At 47.8% G+C, this 13,185-nt stretch carries 14 protein-coding genes; 6 read left to right on the top strand and 8 right to left on the bottom strand.

Going from position 1 to position 13,185, the window contains the following annotated elements; genetic code table 11:
* Positions 1-339: 339 nt before the first annotated feature.
* Genes tsaD through tsaE form a run of 4 tightly spaced genes read right to left on the bottom strand, consistent with a single transcriptional unit; the run spans position 340 to position 3,252 of the window.
* The gene (tsaD, locus tag ACXHJ1_RS00540; RefSeq protein WP_019686444.1) at positions 340-1,404 is read right to left on the bottom strand and encodes a tRNA (adenosine(37)-N6)-threonylcarbamoyltransferase complex transferase subunit TsaD; all 1,065 of its coding nucleotides are present in this window, start codon (positions 1,402-1,404) and stop codon (positions 340-342) included.
* Positions 1,401-1,916, bottom strand: a complete 516-nt coding sequence (gene rimI / locus ACXHJ1_RS00545) for a ribosomal protein S18-alanine N-acetyltransferase (protein ID WP_013369872.1) — start codon at positions 1,914-1,916, stop codon at positions 1,401-1,403. Before rimI ends, tsaD begins: the two co-directional genes overlap by 4 nt.
* 16 nt (positions 1,917-1,932) lie before the next feature.
* Entirely contained in the window at positions 1,933-2,769 is an 837-nt protein-coding gene (gene tsaB / locus ACXHJ1_RS00550; protein WP_044785772.1) for a tRNA (adenosine(37)-N6)-threonylcarbamoyltransferase complex dimerization subunit type 1 TsaB, read from the bottom strand.
* Between the two features lie 3 nt (positions 2,770-2,772).
* Positions 2,773-3,252, bottom strand: a complete 480-nt coding sequence (tsaE, locus tag ACXHJ1_RS00555; RefSeq protein WP_457905400.1) for a tRNA (adenosine(37)-N6)-threonylcarbamoyltransferase complex ATPase subunit type 1 TsaE — start codon at positions 3,250-3,252, stop codon at positions 2,773-2,775.
* A gap of 135 nt (positions 3,253-3,387) precedes the next feature.
* On the opposite strand from tsaE, the gene ACXHJ1_RS00560 reads away from it, so the two are divergent.
* The 5 genes from ACXHJ1_RS00560 (at position 3,388) to ACXHJ1_RS00580 (ending at position 7,920) form a co-directional block, all read left to right on the top strand.
* Positions 3,388-3,918, top strand: a complete 531-nt coding sequence (locus ACXHJ1_RS00560; RefSeq protein WP_016821206.1) for a cysteine hydrolase family protein — start codon at positions 3,388-3,390, stop codon at positions 3,916-3,918.
* 666 nt (positions 3,919-4,584) lie between these two features.
* The gene (locus ACXHJ1_RS00565; protein ID WP_457905401.1) at positions 4,585-5,769 is read left to right on the top strand and encodes an acetyl-CoA C-acetyltransferase; all 1,185 of its coding nucleotides are present in this window, start codon (positions 4,585-4,587) and stop codon (positions 5,767-5,769) included.
* Positions 5,770-5,824: 55 nt separating this feature from the next.
* On the top strand, positions 5,825-6,565 hold the full coding sequence (locus ACXHJ1_RS00570) for an acetoacetate decarboxylase (RefSeq protein WP_044785771.1): 741 nt from the start codon (positions 5,825-5,827) through the stop codon (positions 6,563-6,565).
* A 37-nt stretch (positions 6,566-6,602) separates the two neighbouring features.
* Positions 6,603-7,271, top strand: coding sequence for a CoA transferase subunit A (locus ACXHJ1_RS00575; protein WP_025364277.1), 669 nt, complete (start codon positions 6,603-6,605; stop codon positions 7,269-7,271).
* Positions 7,264-7,920 carry a 3-oxoacid CoA-transferase subunit B gene (locus tag ACXHJ1_RS00580; protein WP_044785770.1) on the top strand — a complete coding sequence of 219 codons (657 nt, stop codon included), beginning with the start codon at positions 7,264-7,266 and terminating at the stop codon, positions 7,918-7,920. Before ACXHJ1_RS00575 ends, ACXHJ1_RS00580 begins: the two co-directional genes overlap by 8 nt.
* A 130-nt stretch (positions 7,921-8,050) precedes the next feature.
* Here ACXHJ1_RS00580 and ACXHJ1_RS00585 read toward each other — a convergent pair whose 3' ends face one another.
* Together ACXHJ1_RS00585 and ACXHJ1_RS00590 are read right to left on the bottom strand one after the other, a co-directional pair.
* A complete protein-coding gene (locus ACXHJ1_RS00585; protein WP_017426487.1) occupies positions 8,051-8,230 on the bottom strand; it encodes an H-type small acid-soluble spore protein in 180 nt (59 codons plus the stop codon).
* Between the two features lie 53 nt (positions 8,231-8,283).
* Positions 8,284-8,523 carry a hypothetical protein gene (locus ACXHJ1_RS00590; RefSeq protein WP_019686436.1) on the bottom strand — a complete coding sequence of 80 codons (240 nt, stop codon included), beginning with the start codon at positions 8,521-8,523 and terminating at the stop codon, positions 8,284-8,286.
* A 208-nt stretch (positions 8,524-8,731) separates the two neighbouring features.
* Here ACXHJ1_RS00590 and ku point away from each other — a divergent pair, with 208 nt between their 5' ends.
* Positions 8,732-9,646, top strand: a complete 915-nt coding sequence (ku, locus tag ACXHJ1_RS00595; protein ID WP_457905402.1) for a non-homologous end joining protein Ku — start codon at positions 8,732-8,734, stop codon at positions 9,644-9,646.
* 19 nt (positions 9,647-9,665) lie between these two features.
* Here ku and ACXHJ1_RS00600 read toward each other — a convergent pair whose 3' ends face one another.
* Positions 9,666-11,603, bottom strand: coding sequence for an ABC transporter ATP-binding protein (locus ACXHJ1_RS00600; protein WP_457906148.1), 1,938 nt, complete (start codon positions 11,601-11,603; stop codon positions 9,666-9,668).
* Between the two features lie 20 nt (positions 11,604-11,623).
* Positions 11,624-13,150, bottom strand: coding sequence for a nucleotidyltransferase family protein (locus ACXHJ1_RS00605; RefSeq protein WP_457905403.1), 1,527 nt, complete (start codon positions 13,148-13,150; stop codon positions 11,624-11,626).
* Positions 13,151-13,185 lie beyond the last annotated feature (35 nt).

Here is a 13,185-nt window from a genome sequence, read left to right on the forward strand (position 1 = left end):
ATAGCTATGAAATATCCCCCATCCTACTATCACCTAAAAGTCTTAGCCTGCTTGCTTCGAGCCTGTTTATCCACATTTTGAACGGTATATGTGGATAACTTTGTTCACAACTTGACAAATCACATCATTATTCGGGCAGTATAAAATTTTCATGTTTTTTTGGTGGAACATGAAAAATCGTGAACAATTGTGACGAATCATGCGAGGAAATAAGATGCTGGCAATCATTCGCTCAAACTCCTGTATTTTATCCTCTTGAAATTCTATTTATATATATGTATAGCGCGGAATAAAAAAAGACACGACCCTGAATGTGTCGTGTCCTTCCTATTCGCTCAATTAAGTTTGAACAGACCACTCTTCCAGAGACAGCCCTGGATCAGCTTTCATGTCCAATGAGGTGAATTCTCCGCGCTTCCACTTGGCGTATGCCGCGGCACCGATCATCGCTGCGTTATCTGTACAGTATTTCATGGAGGGTACAAGCAGTTCGATGCCTTCACGCTCACAGCGTTCCCGCAATGCTGTACGTAGTCCACGATTAGCAGCAACACCGCCGCAAAGCAGCAGCTGCTTCGCACCGTATTCACGCATAGCACGAATCGCTTTTTCCACCAGCACCTCTACGACCGACTCTTGAAAGCCTCTTGCAATCGCTCCCGCATGAACGGTTTCTCCGCGCATTTTCGTCTGGTTAATTACATTCAGCACCGCCGATTTCAAGCCGCTAAAGCTAAAATCATAAGAATCCGGCTCCAGCCATGCACGCGGCAAAGTAACCACTTCCTCCGATTCATGGGCTACACGATCCACATGCGGACCGCCGGGATATGGAAATCCGATGGCTCGCGCTACTTTATCGTAGGCTTCTCCAACCGCATCATCCCTTGTACGACCAATAAGTTGAAAATGACCTTCGGACTCCATCAGCACTAGCTCGGTATGCCCTCCTGACACCACGAGAGCAATGCACGGATATACAATATCATGCTCCAACTGATTTGCATAAATATGTCCCGCAATATGATGCGTTCCGATTAACGGTTTGCCGAACGCCATAGCAGCGCTCTTGGCGGCGACTATACCAACCAGCAATGCGCCAACCAGTCCTGGTCCTTGCGTCACGGCAACCGCTGAAATCTCACGGGGGCTGATTCCCGATGTTTGCATAGCCTCGTCCAGCATATAGGTAATGCTTTCTACATGTTTGCGCGACGCTACCTCTGGCACAACACCGCCAAAGGCTTTGTGTGTTTCAATCTGACTGGAGATCAGATTCGAAAGCACCTCTGTGCCATTTTTCACGACAGAAACAGCCGTTTCATCACAACTCGTTTCCACTGCCAGTATATAGCAAGGCTCGCTAGAGGCAGAGCCTGTACCTGCTTTTTCCGCTTGCGTCATTGCTCCTGCACGCTTCCTTCCTGTTCACCGGATGCCCCGTGTGCGGGAAGATCCGCCCACATAATCACGGCATCCTCGTTATTATCCGAATAATAGCCCTTGCGTACACCTGCAGGCTTAAAGCCCTTTTTCTCATACAAGCCCTGAGCGATCCGGTTCGTTACCCGGACCTCTAGGGTCATACGCTCCATCCCTAAATAAGAGGCAGTCTGCATCAGCTCATCCAACAGCTTGTCTCCAAGCTTGCGTCCACGATAAGCCTCACGAACCGCAATATTTGTAATATGCGCCTCATCCATAATCGTCCACATGCCTGCGTAACCAATAGCTCGTCCATTAAGCTCCATAATCATATATTTAGCGAAATGATTCATCGTCAGCTCATTGCGGAAGGCTTCCTCCGTCCACGGCAGCGTGAACGCTTCATGCTCAATCTCCAGCACATCGGGGATGTCATCCAGTTGCATTAAGCGAAACTCAAGTTTCTCTTCCCGCTGTATGTTCTTTGCCATGTTGCTCACCGCCTCTTCAGCGCTGACGAAGCAGATTGGCTTCCGCCTCCGCCAGCTGGGTATAATTCGGAACCAGCGTATGTAGCTCGTCATATTCCTGACGAAGCAGCTTATCCGCCCCAAGGCGGCCAACCCATTTTCCTTCCAGCTCATACGGTACAATACGAAGCTCGCTCCATGCACGCAAGCGCTCCGCTGTTTCGGCGTGAATCGTCGTTTCACCGACGAGCCAAATCACCGCAGGACGCTCTTCGACAGACAAAACCTCCAAACGTTGCAGCAGATCATCGGTCCACGCAGTCATCAACCGGATAGCATCCGCCTCTAACCGCTGCGGGCTACCGCTGTCGTTAACTGAATTCGCAGTGAACAGCCCCGTGTACACTTGACCACGGCGGGCATCCAGCACAGGCACAATCCAATCTGCTGCCTGCGTCCCAGACGAGTCGTTATTCGCAGACTCATGTTTACCTTCTTGCCCCTTCATTTCGATACCATGATTCCATCCACCCCAAGCCAAAGCCTGCAAAGTGGAAATGGATGTCACCGGAACTCCCCAGGCCCAAGCTAGCGTCTTGGCTGCGGTCACCGCGATTCGGATGCCAGTGTAAGATCCCGGTCCAACACCTACTGCAAGACCGTCCACATCATCGCGTGTCAGTCCTGCTTCGCTCAAAAGCCGTTCCAGCTCAGTAATGACATGCACCGAGTGATTGCGTTCGCCATAAACATTACTTTCTCCCAGCAGCTCTTTTCCGTTCATCAGGGCGGCCGCCATTACAGTCGTCGCTGTATCTAACGTCAAAAACCGCTCACGCGGCTTTTCATTTACATCTGTATGCTCTCTTTGCATGGTTCAAACTCCATTCTCCCGCAAGCTGCGGCACCATTGTTCATAAGGCGCGCCGTACCCGGTCAGGTGAATCAAGCGCTCCCCTACATCCGTTGTTTCTATATACATGTGAAGCCGCTGATTCGGCAACATATCCGGTATAATACTACCCCATTCCACCAGACATACTCCTGTCCCGTAAAAGTATTCGTCCAGCCCCAGATCCTCCGCCTCGTCCTGAGAGATACGGTATACATCCATATGATACAAAGGCAATCGGCCCTCGTACTCCTTAATGAGGGTGAAGGTTGGACTATTTACGATACCCGGCACCCCTAAATGGCTGGCAAAAGCCTTGGAAAAAGCAGTCTTGCCCGCTCCCAGATCTCCATCCAGCACAATCACGGTTCCGGGAACTGCTTGGGCTGCCAAAAAGCCTGCTAATGTCCCGGTCTGTGCCTCTGAGACAGAACGGAATACAAACTGTTCCTGCGAAATTGTCATCTCTTTTAATCACCTTTCGTCCGAATCGGACCGTTCCAACTTGTTCTTTATTATATAGTTCACCTTATGTCGCCGCAAGGCATGAAGACATGCTATTGTAAGTTAAGTGTTACACATAGGGAGGGAATCGAACTGATGGGACAAACCGTTTTACTCTTGATTGATGTTCAGCAGGCTATGTTCATGTATGATGAGAAGCTGTATCGTGAACAGGAAGTTGTAGCGCATTTGCAGCAGCTTTTAACCGAAGCCAGAGCTTCTGGTACACCGGTCATTTTCGTGCAGCATACCGATGAAGCGGATGAGGATTTCCGGGAAAACAGTCTAGGCTGGGCCATCGCAGACGTGGTGCGTCCTCTTCCTCAGGAACGAATTGTCCGAAAATCATCCTGGGACAGCTTCTACCAAACTGAATTGCGTGATGTGCTCCAGGGATTGGGGGCAAGCCAGCTGATTATTGCCGGAATGCAGACTGAATTTTGTCTCGACACGACTTGCCGAAGTGCCTATAGTCTGGGATACCAGAACAACGTGCTCGTATCGGATGCGCATAGTACATTTGATAGCAAGGTACTAAGCGGCGAACAAATCGTAGCTCATCACAATGCAGTGCTAGGTAATCGTTTTGCGCGTTTGCTCACGACGGCAGACGTACATTTTTCGTGAGCTGTTGAAGTAAAATTTTTACGTTCCAAGCCGATTGCTTTCAAGCAGTCGGCTTCTTTTTTGTTCACCCGAGCAAATAAAAAAACACTGACGTTATAACGTCAATGCTATAGGTGGCCCAGACATATATGGATTGATATTTATCCGAATTCCAAATGTATTCATTTGGATTGGCAACCTGCTTTGCTCTTTTAGATGCTATAAGTCGGTTGCGAATTTACATATAGAGGGAGTTTCCCCCTGCGATGAGCTAAATGAAATTTACCAAGAAATTTTTTTCACAGATTGATTTGCACTTTCGTATTTAACATAAAATTCAATTTTTGATCACTATTTTCAGAAAAATCAAGAAATTAACAGAAAACATTAGAATGACCTACTTATTGTGGACGATATGGCTCTATAAACATCTGTATTTGGATCTATGTAAAGATTTGAACATTGAGCAAAATCTGTATTAGAACTATGATAATTCTGGTTTTAATTTCCAGAAAGGAAAGAAGGCGATCGGACCGTCATACTCACTGTCTTAGGCACCATGATATGCCCGCATGTAAATGTATCTTGCAGTTTTTACGTTTCGTAGGTTAAGACCGGAATTACGAATGGAAGTGCAGTCATGGATGTAGTGTGTCCTTGAACACAGCGAAAGGAATGTGAGTTTTTATGAAAAAAGTAGCTATAGTAAGCCCGTTGAGAACAGCGGTCGGTTCATTTAATAAAGCTCTTGCCCCCCTGAGCGCTCCTGAACTGGGAGCAACCGTGATGACAGCATGCCTTCAGCAAAGTAAATTAGAGCCTTCTTTGATTGATCAAATTTTTATGGGAAATGTTCTTCAAGCGGGCAATGGTCAAAATCCTGCCAGACAGGCGGCACTAAAAGCCGGTATCCCCATTGATGTACCCGAATCAACGATAAACACGGTTTGCGGTTCAGGACTTCATGCCGTCGCGTTAGCTTACGATTCCATATTGGCAGAACAAGGAAACATCGTCTTGGCCGGTGGCATGGAGAGCATGTCGAACGCCCCTTATCTGCTAAAAAATGCTAGAAACGGCTACAAGCTCGGTAACGGTGAATTGGTAGACTCCTTGGTGGCCGATGGCCTAACATGCCCGATCAACCATTACCATATGGGAATTACCGCCGAAAATGTTGCCGAAAAATATGGAATTTCAAGACTTGAGCAAGATGCATTTGCTTATGAAAGCCAGATAAAGGCTGTCGAAGCAAAAAACAACAAGGTTTTTGAAGAGCAAATTGTTCCGGTCATGATCAAAAACAAAAAAGAAACTACTTATTTCACAGAGGACGAACACATAAGAGGAAATACGACGAAAGAAAAACTTTCTCAGTTAAAACCTGCGTTTAAAGAAAACGGAACGGTTACTGCGGGAAACGCTTCGGGCATCAATGATGGTGCGGCGGCTATGCTAGTCGTGTCGGAAGACAAATGTAAGGAACATGCGTTAAAGCCGTTGGCATATATCAAAGGTTACTCGCTTGTTGGTGTTGACCCTGCATATATGGGAATGGGACCGGTAAAAGCCATTTCGTCACTGCTGAAGAAACAGGGAATGTCTATAGATGACATTGATCTCTTTGAAATTAACGAAGCGTTCGCTGCACAAGCTATAGCGGTGCAAAAAGAGCTTGGAGTTAATCCAGAGAAAGTCAATGTCAATGGCGGCGCGATCGCAATTGGTCACCCTGTTGGTGCAAGCGGTGCTAGAGTATTGGTTACGTTGGTTCATGAAATGGTACGCAGATCTTCACGTTATGGCGTAGTCTCGTTATGCATTGGAACGGGAATGGGAATAGCCATGCTGGTTGAAAATGCTCTCATTTAAAGTGCTTGTTCAAGATAATTGTTGAAATACCTCTTAAAAAGGAAGGGAGATCGCTATGAATCAAAAAGATGTACTTTCACTCCAATCCATGCCTGCGGCCAGTGGTAGTTATGGACGTCCGCCATGCCGGTTCATCAACCGGGAATTCTTTATTATTACCTATGAATCCGATCCCGCAGCGATTAAACAGGCGGTCCCTGAACCTCTTCAGCCGGATGGAAGTAATACGGTTTCCTATGAATGGATCAAAATGCCCGATTCATCCGGTTTAGGAAGCTATGAGGAAAGCGGCATTGTCATTCCGTGTACTTATAATGGAGAACCGTGTAATTTTGTTGCCCAAATGTATCTGGATAACGCACCTGCTATTCTGGGGGGACGTGAAATCTGGGGATTTCCGAAAAAATGGGCGAAACCTCGCCTGATCGTTGAGGATACAGAGACGCTGACGGGTACCTTGCATTATAATAACGCCCTGGTAGCCATGGGAACCACCCCTTTCAAATATAACGTTCTTGATGAAAAGGAAACGGCTAAAGCCATTGCAAAAACGCAAGTTAATCTGAAATTAATTCCTGATGTGGACGGTACCCCTAAAATTGCTCAGTTAGTGGCGTATAATCTCGAAGATATTACTGTAAAAGGCGCCTGGTCAGGACCTGCCAGATTAAGCCTGATCCCCCATGTCAACGCTCCGGTGGCAGATTTGCCGGTTAGAGCTTATGTTGGCGGAAAACATTTTATTGCCGATTTAACACTTCCATATGGAAGAGTCCTATACGATTATCTCCAATAAAGCTTGCTTCCCAAAAAATAGATAAGGAGACAGAACCATGAATAAAAAAGTAAACTCCGCTGAAGAAGCAGTTAAGAAAATTAAAGACGGAGACACAGTGATGGTTGGAGGTTTTATGCAAGGAGGCATTCCGGAGGAGCTGGTGCGTGCGCTTGTCGACACCAATTCCGCTGATAATCTTACGATTATTTCCAATGACACAGGCACACCGGAATTATCTATTTATAGACTTGTAAAAAGTGGAAGAGTCAAGCGAATTTTCGCATCCTATATTGGCTCCAATCCCGAAACAGGAAGGCTCTTGATGACAAAAGAAGCGGACGTTCAACTCTTCCCGCAAGGAACGCTTGCTGAAAAAATACGCGCAGGTGGTGCTGGTTTGGGTGGTATTTTAACCCCTGTAGGTGTAGGCACCATTGTAGAGGAAGGAAAAAAGAAAATCAAAATTGACGAAAGAGAATATCTGCTCGAACTGCCGCTGAAAGCCGATGTGGCGCTTATCAGAGCCCATAAAGCTGATGAAGCAGGGAACCTTGTCATCAACGGCTCTTCACGCAACTTCAATTTGGTGATGGCTACCGCAGCCGAGTATGTAGTTGCTCAGACCGATGAATACGTTAAGGCCGGTGAAATTGACCCCAATCATATCAATGTTCCTGGAATATTTGTCGATGCGATTGTAAAGGTAGGTGGAGACAATGAATAACAGAGAATTGATTATTAGAAGAATAGCCCAGGAATTCAAAGACGGCGAAGTGGTCAACCTGGGTATTGGATTGCCTACCATGGCAGTGGACTATATCCCCGAAAACGTTAATATTATGCTGCAGGCGGAGAACGGAATTGTCGGCGTTGGTCCCAAAGCAGCTCCGGGAAAAGAAAGACTCGATTGTATCGATTCAGGCGGAAACTACGTTACAACCGTGAAAGGAGCCTGCTTTATTGACAGTGCGCTTTCGTTTTCCATTATACGTGGAGGGCATGTGGACGTTACCGTTCTGGGTGCCCTGGAGGTCGATGAGAAAGGCAACCTTGCAAACTGGATGATCCCAGGGAAAAAGGTGCCAGGCATGGGCGGAGCCATGGATTTGGTGGTTGGAGCCAAGAGAGTGATTGTAGCCATGGAGCATGTGAACAAAAATGGGGCGCCGAAAATACTGAAACAATGCAAGCTGCCCCTAACCGCTGTAAATGTGGTAAAGACCATCGTAACCGAAAAGGGTGTCATCGATGTTATTCCGGGTAAAGGGCTGATGCTCAAGGAAATTGCTCCAGGTTTGTCGGTGGAAGATGTTCAAATGGCAACAGAGGCTGAGTTGATTGTTTCTCCACATTTGAAGACCATTGCAGTGTAAAAACCCGTTCCACCTTCAAATTAACTTGTTTGGCGTTTAACTTGTCTCCTCAATGCACTTATTATATAAAATAAGGTTCGCTAATTGCTCATTGAGCAATTGCGAGCCTTTTTAGGTTGGATTCCCTCTCCTATTGTTCTTCCAATCGATCCACACGAACGGTTTGTGTATTGCCGGGTCTGCTGCCGATCTGTATCGTTGCCATACCATTCGCTTCATCTACATGCTCAATCCAAATCGGTTTGCCATCCAATTGAACGGCAATCGTTTCGGTTGAATCATAAATGGCTTTTGCTCGTTCCACATTCATACTGTTCTCCTCCTGCTCCTTGTTTTTGTGCAATATTTAGAAATATAGGTCACCTAGTCTTCGTCTATAATCCGTTCCACATCCAATGAAGGAAAGCTATGAGAAGGCGAAGTTGAAACTACAGCCTCCAAATCCACATGAGCGACAGCTACGGGAAAAGGCGGCGGCGTTCCATGTGAAAGAGCAAACTCGGGTGGCAATGCATCCTGTTCGCCTGCAACAGGCCCTCGAAAGGCAATCTGACTTTGCCCCACACGATGACTGATCTTCTGAGGATAAGGTTTTCTAGGCATCAATGGTGTACCTCCTTTTGAATCGGATATGACTTAACATTCACCAATAAAACCGAAACCATGCGCAAGTGAAAGCAATTCGCAGCCTACATTTGCACCTCATACAATCCTTTGTGCGAAGCATACTAAGTGAAAAAGGAAATGCTCACAGCCCGGGTGTCCGGAATCGAAATATGAAATATGCGGGTAAAAAAGGAGGACTGGCGGTATGCATACAGTCTGGAAAGGCGCGATCAGCTTTGGGCTGGTTCATGTGCCAGTTAAAATGTTTTCAGCTACTGAGGACAAGGATATTTCCATGCGTTATATTCACAAGGAATGTGGGAGTCCACTGAGCTATGTACGGAAGTGCCCTGTTTGTGATAAGGAGGTTGAATGGGAGGAAATTGGAAAAGGATACGAATATGAAAAAGGAAAATTTGTCATGTTCGACAAGGAGGAACTGGAGCAAGTTAGCGGACAAGCCGATAAAAATATCGTGATTTTGGACTTTGTGGATTTACAGGAAATTGATCCGATCTACTTTCAGAAAACGTATTATTTGTCCCCGGATCAGGCCGGCTCCAATGCGTATAAGCTGCTCATGAATGCAATGAAGGATACCGGAAAAATCGGGATTGCCCAAATCTCCATCCGCTCGAAAAGCAGTCTGGCAGCCATTCGCGTGCTGGATGAATGCTTGGCGGTGGAGACCATGTTTTACCCGGACGAAATCCGTCCCATCTCTCAAGTTCCCAACTTACCTGGACAGGAGGAGGTTAAAGAGAAAGAGCTGACCATGGCAAAAATGTTGATTGAACAGCTATCTACCCCTTTTGATGCAGCAAAGTATACGGATCAGTACCGCGAGCGTCTACTGGATCTTATCCAGCATAAAGTAGCTGGCGAAGAGGTGCGAATTGCCCCAACACAGCCTCAGACCAATGTGGTTGATTTAATGGCTGCCCTCCAAGCCAGTATTGAGGCAGTGAAGCCTGTCGTTACCGATCCTGGTCCTGCTGCGAAAAAACGTCCTGCGCGTAAACCAGCAGCCGTGACAGCACAACAAGCTGTGGCAGGCGACGCCATCTCTCCTGCTCCAGTCAAAAAGAAAAGGAGCCCTGCTAAACGAAAAGAAACTTGAGCTTTATAGAAAAGGCTGACTAAGGGGCGGCGCTGACAGTGCTTTGATACGAAAGTAGCTGACTGAACGCCCCCCGCTCCTCTTCTACCAGTTGGTGGTAGTTCCCCTGCTGTATGACCTCGCCTTGATCCAGAACAACAATTTGATCTGCATGTCTGATCGTTGACAGACGGTGAGCGATCACGATCAACGTCATTTGACCTTTCATCCGTTCCAATGCTGCCTGAATTGCAGCCTCGTGCTCACCATCCAGCGCACTTGTCGCTTCATCCAGGATGAGTACAGGAGGATGATGCAAAATAGCCCGCGCTAATACCAGCCGTTGACGCTCTCCCCCGGACAGACGAATCCCGCGATCACCAATGACTGTGTCCAGCCCTTCTGGCAGTCTGGATACAAAGTTGTCTGCAGCTGCAAAATGTAACGCCTCCCATAGCTGTTGTTCACTAGCATTCTTATCGGCCAGCTTCAAATTTTCACGGACGGTCGCATGGAACAAAAACGGGTCCTGTGACACATAGCCGAATGACTGCCGCCACAGCGGCAGCAATTTGTCGTCCAGCACATGACCATCGATTTTAATCTGTCCCCCCGTTGGGCGTAAAAAACCCATTAGAACATCAACCATTGTGCTTTTGCCTGCTCCTGATTTCCCTACAATGGCAGTCATTCCCCGGGCGGGTATCAACAAATTAATATGACGTAGGGCAGGCTCTGCCGCACCCTCGTAGCAATAATCCAAATGGCAGCATTCTATTCCATTACGAAAGGATAGGGGTTGCCGTGCAGATGTAGATGTAGATGTAGATGTAGATGTAGATGTAGATGTAGATGTAGATGTAGATGTAGATGTAGATGTAGATGTAGATGTAGATGACAAATGATATACCGATGAATCGAATGGGACATGATTCTCAGAGGATGTAAGCCCAATTAAAGAAGGATCTGAGAAAGCCTCGCATTCCCGTTGCACTTTGGTTACACTCTCAAAAGCAGAGATCATAGACATAATATATTCCAGGCTCGCTTGAATAAGGGCAAACCTGGGCCATAAGCGCGAAAATATAAGGATGAGCACGATCAGTTTTTCAGGTGTAACATGCAGCCACTGGAGCGACACAAATAGGACACTAACGACAAAAACAGCTGCCGCTATGCGATGAAAAAACTGTGTGGTCGCATTTTGCCGGACAAACTGAGTCGTATTATCCTCCATGCGCTGCGTCAGGGAGCGAAACCAATGAATATTCGCTACTTCCAGCAGATTGCTTTTAATATCTTTCATCCCGTTCATATGATCCGTAATTCCGGCAAAATAAATCTGTGACAGCTCAGTGGTACGGTCACCTAATTGTTTGGCATTTCGGATGGAGCGACGGAACACGATAAACAACACCAAGCCACTCAGAAACACCAGCCCGGTTAAAGAAGGGGATAGCCAAAAAGCCAGCGCAATCTGGATTAGCGTAAACATGACGGCCGTGGTCAGTTGAAGAAGCAAATTCGTTCCCTGACTGACACGCGCCAGCTCGGTCGTCATCACGTGGCTAAAATCAGATTTACGCTGACGCAAATAAAAAGCCCACTGCGCCTTCATAAAGGAAGTGTATACGTCTATTCGAAGGGAACGCATAAAACGCTGCTGAATCCGTGAGTTAAGAATGGACTGGTAACGCTGAAGCCAAGCCTGCCCGGTAAGCAGCATGACGAAAAACATTAGCATCCCCGGCAACAGCCAGCTTTTAGGAATGTACGGCAAAAAATAATCAAATCCATCCGACAGAAATGGCATCTCTGAATGACCGCCAAATACGCCGATGGCCGCCAGCATAGGAACAAGCATATAAATGCCGACACCCTCCAGTAGGCTGACGATCATCATACATCCAATATTAAGAAATAACGCCCCGCCGTTCACGCTATACAGCTTGGTCATATATAATCGCAGGTGAGTCATCATGTACACTCCTTATCGGGTTAGTGCTTTGAAAATCGACGTTTTAGCCAAAGAAATGGACGTAAAGGAATATATAAAAAATGCAGCTGGCGAGGCAGTGGGCAAATGACTGAATCCCTCGTAGAAGGAAACAAACGGCTGATGAGATACCATAGTCTGTGTCTTGGCTCCTTTAAGGAAAGCAGGTAAGCGCGGCTAACCGGTTGAGGAGTAAACGCTGTTGTTGTAGCTCCAGCAATGGCTGGACTGGAGGCGACTGTAGCAGCACCTACAGGCTTGGCAAGGCTACTTACAGCAGTGTTCACTGTATTCACCGGGTCACCAAGGATGCTGCTGGCATCTTTCGATATGCCAGCAGCACTACTGACGGCGTACAGAACAGCTTCGCCCGAGGTTCCGTTAGCTGAAATACCGCCATCCGAAGGGGCGGTATTCATTGACTCGGTCAAAGCTACGTTAGGCAATAGCTCTGGCTGAACGAGTCTGCCTGTACCCGCCCCATTGGCAACCGGGTACGGCGCAGGGACGCTGGCCTGCATAAAAGCCAGCGCGCTCAGCGCAAGCCTGTGCGCCTGCCGGGTAGCCGATATCGGACCCATCGGCTCCGGGATCGGCGTACCCAACAGCGCAGCGGCCAGTGCCCAAGCCTGCCCGCCCGCAGGCAGGCCCCCGTAACGGCGCATTAGCGGCAGTAGCGCCCCCCAATCGACAGCGCGTACCGCAAGCCTGTCAATGTCAACCAACCAGCGCAGCCTGAACCAGCCGTGACGCGCTCCGTGTGCGCTGAGGTACAGAAATTGATGCTCGCTGCCAAGCGTATACATGCAGGATGTCGTCACATTCCTGCTGTCGGCAGAAGTCGCTGGTGCCACCTGACTGGCTCGAACTGCTGGGGCTTTACCCATTTGCCGGCAGCCCCAAAGCTCATCAAAAGAGGGCTCCCGCCCCCCATCCGGGTGAAGCCGCCAGTGCAACTCGACTTCGACCCTCTTTTGCGGATGTAAGAAGGAGGCATGATGATCCTTCCACTTCCAGCTGCCAAGGACGCGCACTTCTCCGCTTTTGGACGCATACCCAGCTTCCTTCATCCAGTGCTCCGCTTCATCCATGTCATCCGGGGCAATAAGTAAATCAATGTCTTTAGAGGTACGCAGGGAAACATCCCCGTACAATTGCTGCGCCAGAGCAGGACCCTTCAACATCAGCACACGAATTCCATGAGCTGTGAGCAGCCTGGTCAGACGCTCGGCTTCTGCTTGAAGATGGAGCATGCGCAGCGTGTTTCGATGATATTGCACCTGAAGGTTTCGCAGCAATTCTGCGGGAATGAACGGGTGATTCAACGTTTTCAGCTGGAGATACACCGTAGGTATCACACGATGGTGTTCTGTCAGACGCAGCAAGCGGGACCAATCGATCTCCTGCAACTGGGAAGCAGTCATCGTATTCTGCCATAGATTGACGTCTTTACGAAGTAGAGAGAGTAACAACGTTAATTCTTGATCCTCATTCCAATTCGCAAGTTCCAAAATAGACTTGGTGGTCATGGATTCTTCTCCTTCGATTCTTTGAACGTTCTTTG

The sequence above is a fragment of the Paenibacillus sp. ALE2 genome (assembly GCF_054113385.1).

Coding starts and splice junctions, on each gene's coding strand:
- ACXHJ1_RS00585 (WP_017426487.1), bottom strand. CDS start 8,230: ATGAATGTGGAACGAGCAAAAGCCATTTATGATTCAACCGAAACGATT.
- ku (WP_457905402.1), top strand. CDS start 8,732: ATGCATACAGTCTGGAAAGGCGCGATCAGCTTTGGGCTGGTTCATGTG.
- tsaD (WP_019686444.1), bottom strand. CDS start 1,404: ATGACGCAAGCGGAAAAAGCAGGTACAGGCTCTGCCTCTAGCGAGCCT.
- tsaE (WP_457905400.1), bottom strand. CDS start 3,252: ATGACAATTTCGCAGGAACAGTTTGTATTCCGTTCTGTCTCAGAGGCA.
- ACXHJ1_RS00605 (WP_457905403.1), bottom strand. CDS start 13,150: ATGACCACCAAGTCTATTTTGGAACTTGCGAATTGGAATGAGGATCAA.
- ACXHJ1_RS00580 (WP_044785770.1), top strand. CDS start 7,264: ATGAATAACAGAGAATTGATTATTAGAAGAATAGCCCAGGAATTCAAA.
- ACXHJ1_RS00565 (WP_457905401.1), top strand. CDS start 4,585: ATGAAAAAAGTAGCTATAGTAAGCCCGTTGAGAACAGCGGTCGGTTCA.
- tsaB (WP_044785772.1), bottom strand. CDS start 2,769: ATGCAAAGAGAGCATACAGATGTAAATGAAAAGCCGCGTGAGCGGTTT.
- ACXHJ1_RS00575 (WP_025364277.1), top strand. CDS start 6,603: ATGAATAAAAAAGTAAACTCCGCTGAAGAAGCAGTTAAGAAAATTAAA.
- ACXHJ1_RS00600 (WP_457906148.1), bottom strand. CDS start 11,603: ATGACTCACCTGCGATTATATATGACCAAGCTGTATAGCGTGAACGGC.
- rimI (WP_013369872.1), bottom strand. CDS start 1,916: ATGGCAAAGAACATACAGCGGGAAGAGAAACTTGAGTTTCGCTTAATG.
- ACXHJ1_RS00590 (WP_019686436.1), bottom strand. CDS start 8,523: ATGCCTAGAAAACCTTATCCTCAGAAGATCAGTCATCGTGTGGGGCAA.
- ACXHJ1_RS00570 (WP_044785771.1), top strand. CDS start 5,825: ATGAATCAAAAAGATGTACTTTCACTCCAATCCATGCCTGCGGCCAGT.
- ACXHJ1_RS00560 (WP_016821206.1), top strand. CDS start 3,388: ATGGGACAAACCGTTTTACTCTTGATTGATGTTCAGCAGGCTATGTTC.